Below are 4,232 nucleotides of genomic sequence, written 5' to 3'. Positions count from 1 at the left end.
GCTACAAGTTCTCGACTTATGCCACCTGGTGGATTCGTCAGGCGATCACTCGCTCGATCGCCGACCAGGCCCGCACCATCCGTATTCCGGTGCACATGATCGAGACCATCAACAAGCTCAACCGTATTTCCCGGCAGATGTTGCAGGAAATGGGTCGCGAACCGACCCCGGAAGAGCTGGGCGAACGCATGGAAATGCCTGAGGATAAAATCCGTAAGGTATTGAAGATCGCTAAAGAGCCGATCTCCATGGAAACGCCGATTGGTGATGACGAAGACTCCCATCTGGGTGACTTCATCGAAGACTCGACCATGCAGTCGCCAATCGATGTCGCCACCGTTGAGAGCCTTAAAGAAGCGACTCGCGACGTACTGTCCGGCCTCACTGCCCGTGAAGCCAAGGTACTGCGCATGCGTTTCGGCATCGACATGAATACCGACCACACCCTTGAGGAAGTCGGTAAGCAGTTTGACGTAACCCGTGAGCGGATCCGTCAGATCGAAGCCAAGGCGCTGCGCAAGTTGCGCCACCCGACGCGAAGCGAGCATCTGCGCTCCTTCCTCGACGAGTGATACCAGAACCCCCGGCCCAGGCCGGGGGTTTTGCTTTCTACAGATAAAACGCTCTGCAGCCCCCCTCCCCCGCAATGCCCGTCTACACTCGAAACATTCCCCGTGCCATAACGAGACCGTTATGCCCAGACTGCCGACCGTGTTACTGCTGTCGCTGCTGACCTGGACCGCAACGGCTGGCGCGTTGACTCTTTCTGATGATGAGCGTAGCTGGCTGGCGGACCATCAGGAGTTGCGCCTGGGCGTGGATGCCTCTTGGCCACCCTTCGAATACCGCGACGAAAATGGTCGCTACCAGGGACTGGCTGCCGACTATGTGCGCCTGATCCAGGACCGCCTGGGTGTGCGGGTCAAACTGATTGAGCCTGCAAACTGGACCGCCGTGCTCGAACAGGCAAAAAACAACCAGCTCGACCTGCTGCCCGGCATCATGTCCACCCCAGAGCGGCAAAGCTACATGGCGTTCACGCGCCCTTATCTTGATTTTCCCATCGTCATCCTTGCCCATGAAGGCGGTGCGAAACCACGCGACCTCAAGGACCTCTACGGGCTGAAGATTGCTGTGGTAGAAAACTATGCCCCCCATGAACTACTGCGCACCCACCACCCCGACCTCAATCTGGTGGCCATGCCCAACGTCAGCTCGACCCTACAGGCCCTGGCCACCGACGAGGTGGATGCGGTGGTCGGCGATCTGGCGTCCAGCGTCTGGAGCCTGCGCCAACTCAAGCTGGATGGCTTATACGTCAGCGGTGAAACGCCCTACCGTTATCAACTGGCGATGGGCGTGCCGCGGGATGAAAAAATACTGGTGGGTATTCTGGACAAGGTGCTCGCCGACCTAAGCCCCAATGAAACCGAGGCCATCCAGCAACACTGGGTAGGCAGCGTCACCGACCACCGCACATTCTGGGCCGACTTGCTGATGTACGGCCTCCCCGCCGTATTGCTGCTGAGCACCGTGCTGGCCATCGTGATTCGGATCAATCGTCGGCTCAGTTCGGAAATTTCCCGCCGAGTCGCCCTGGAACAGGAACTGCGCAGCAGCGAGTACCATTATCGCGGCCTGGTCGAAAGCCTGTCGGCCATTGCCTGGGAAGCCAGCATCGCCGACTTCACGTATAGCTACGTGTCACCCCATGCCGAAGACCTGCTGGGTTATCCCCGCGCCCACTGGCTGATTCCAGGCTTCTGGCGCAACATCGTCCACCCTGCCGACCTGACACGCGCCGAAGCCTATTGCTACCGCGAAACCCGCGCCAACCGCGATCATAGTGTGGACTATCGCGTGATCACCGCCGACGGCCGCTGCCTGTGGGTGCGCGACATTGTCAGCCTGATCGAACATGGCCATGAGCCAGTGCTGCGCGGCCTGATGATCGACATCAGCGAGGCCAAGCGCACCGAAGAAGCACTGCAACTGTCCGAACAAAAGTTTGCCTCAGTGTTTCAGCAATGCCCTGACATGCTGGTGATCGCCCGGATGTCCGATGGCTGCCTGCTGGAGGTCAACAAGGCGTTCGAGGACCAGATTGGCCTTACAGCCGAAGAAGCCGTGGGCAAAACCGCCACCGAACTGAATATCTGGGGCATTCAAGGCGTCGGCCCCGACCTGCTGCAACGGGTACAGACCACCAGCATTCGCAATCTGGAGATGCCCTTCTTACGCAGCAATGGCCAAGCATTTACCGGGCTGATCTCAGCCGAGCCATTCCAACTCGACACCACCGCAGCACTGGTAGTGGTGGTACGTGACATCACCCAACTCAAGGAAACCCAACAGCGCCTGCAAACCTCCGAGGAGAAATTCGCCAAGGCGTTCCATGCATCCCCGGACGGCTTGCTGTTGAGTCGTCAACGCGATGGCCTGTTGATTGAAGTGAACGAGGGTTTCAGCCACCTGACCGGCTTCACCAGCGCCACATCGCTCGACCAATCGACCCTGGACCTGGGCATCTGGGTCGACCTCAACGAGCGCAAGCACATGCTGGAACTGATGCAGCGCGACGGGTTTGTCCGCGACTTCATCTGCCACATCCGCCGCGCCGACGGCCTGATTCGCCTGTGTGAAGTGTCCAGTCGCCCACTGCCCATCGGCGATGAAGACTGCATGCTGACCATCGCCCGCGACATCACCGAACGCCAACAGATGCAGGAGAAACTGCAACTTGCCGCTACCGTGTTCGAAAGTACCGCAGAAGGCGTATTGATCACCGACATCCATCAGAACATCAGCGCCGTGAACCGTGCTTTCAGCGAGATCACCGGCTACAGCGAAGCCGAAGCCCTGGGGCACACCCCACGCCTGCTCGCCTCTGGGCTGCACGACAGCGCGTTCTATGCAGCCATGTGGCATCAGTTGACCGCCCAGGGTCACTGGCAAGGCGAGATTTCCAATCGCCGCAAGAATGGCGAGCTGTACCCCAGCTGGCTGACCATCAGTGCGGTGCGCAACCATGAGCAACTGATCACGCACTTCGTCGCGGTGTTTGCCGATATTTCCAGCCTCAAGCACGCCCAGGCACGCCTCGATTACCAGGCACACCACGATCCGCTGACCGGCCTGCCTAACCGTACGCTGTTTGAAAACCGGTTGCAGGCAGCGCTCAACAACCAACAGGGCACTGGCAATCAGGGCGCGGTTCTGTTCCTCGACCTGGACCGTTTCAAACACATCAACGATAGCCTCGGCCACCCCATCGGCGACCTGCTGCTAAAAGACATCGCCGTACGCCTCAAGGAGCAACTGCGCGATATCGACACCGTGGCGCGGCTGGGCGGTGACGAGTTCATCATCCTGCTGCCCGGCCTGCAACAAGCCAGCGATGCCGAGCATCTGGCCAACAAACTGCTTGCCTGTTTCACGCCGCCGTTCCAGGCCGGGGAGCACGAGTTCTTTATCAGTGCCAGCATTGGTACCTGCTTGTACCCGCAGGACGGTACTGATGTCGCCACTCTGGTAAAAAACGCCGATGCTGCGATGTACCGCTCCAAGGCCAAAGGCCGCAACCGGGTCGAGAGCTATACCCGCGACCTTACCGCCCAAGCCAACGAGCGTGTGGCACTGGAGCACGAACTGCGCCGAGCCATTGAGCGCAACGAACTGAGCTTGTATTACCAGCCTAAGCTGAGCCTCAGAACGCAAGAGCTGATCGGCGCTGAGGCCCTGATTCGCTGGCACCACCCCACCTTCGGCGACGTGCCTCCCGAGCACTTCATTGCACTGGCCGAAGAGAACGGTACGATCCTGCAAATCGGTGATTGGGTGCTGGAACAAGCCTGCCGCCAAATGCATGCGTGGAAAGACATCTTCGAGGACTTCGGCCCACTCTCGGTAAACCTGGCCGGCGCACAACTGCGTCATCCCAACCTGCTGGGGCGCATCGAACAGTTGCTGCGCGATTACCACCTGGAGCCGGGATGCCTGCAATTGGAGATTACCGAGAACTTCATCATGAGCCAGGCCGAAGAAGCGCTGGAGGTTCTGCACCAACTCAAACGCCTGGGCGTCCAACTGGCGATTGATGACTTCGGCACCGGCAACAGTTCATTTTCCTGGCTTGAAACATTACGTCCTGACGTTCTGAAAATTGATAAGTCATTTACCGCAGCTATAGGTTCTGATGCGGTTAACTCGACGGTGACCGATATCATCATCGC

The 4,232-nt window shown here is 58.9% G+C and carries 2 protein-coding genes; both read left to right on the top strand.

The window, feature by feature from the left end; translation table 11 throughout:
- Nucleotides 1-572: sigma-70 family RNA polymerase sigma factor (locus tag ACRESD_RS16920; protein WP_431751971.1), on the top strand; the 572-nt coding region annotated here is incomplete at its 5' end.
- 121 nt (nucleotides 573-693) lie between these two features.
- A partial coding sequence (locus tag ACRESD_RS16915; protein ID WP_431751970.1) for a PAS domain S-box protein occupies nucleotides 694-4,232 on the top strand: 3,539 nt, incomplete at its 3' end.

The organism is Pseudomonas sp. (assembly GCF_050739995.1).
Classification (GTDB): Bacteria; Pseudomonadota; Gammaproteobacteria; order Pseudomonadales; family Pseudomonadaceae; genus Aquipseudomonas.
This window is presented reverse-complemented; position numbering and strand designations above follow the sequence as displayed.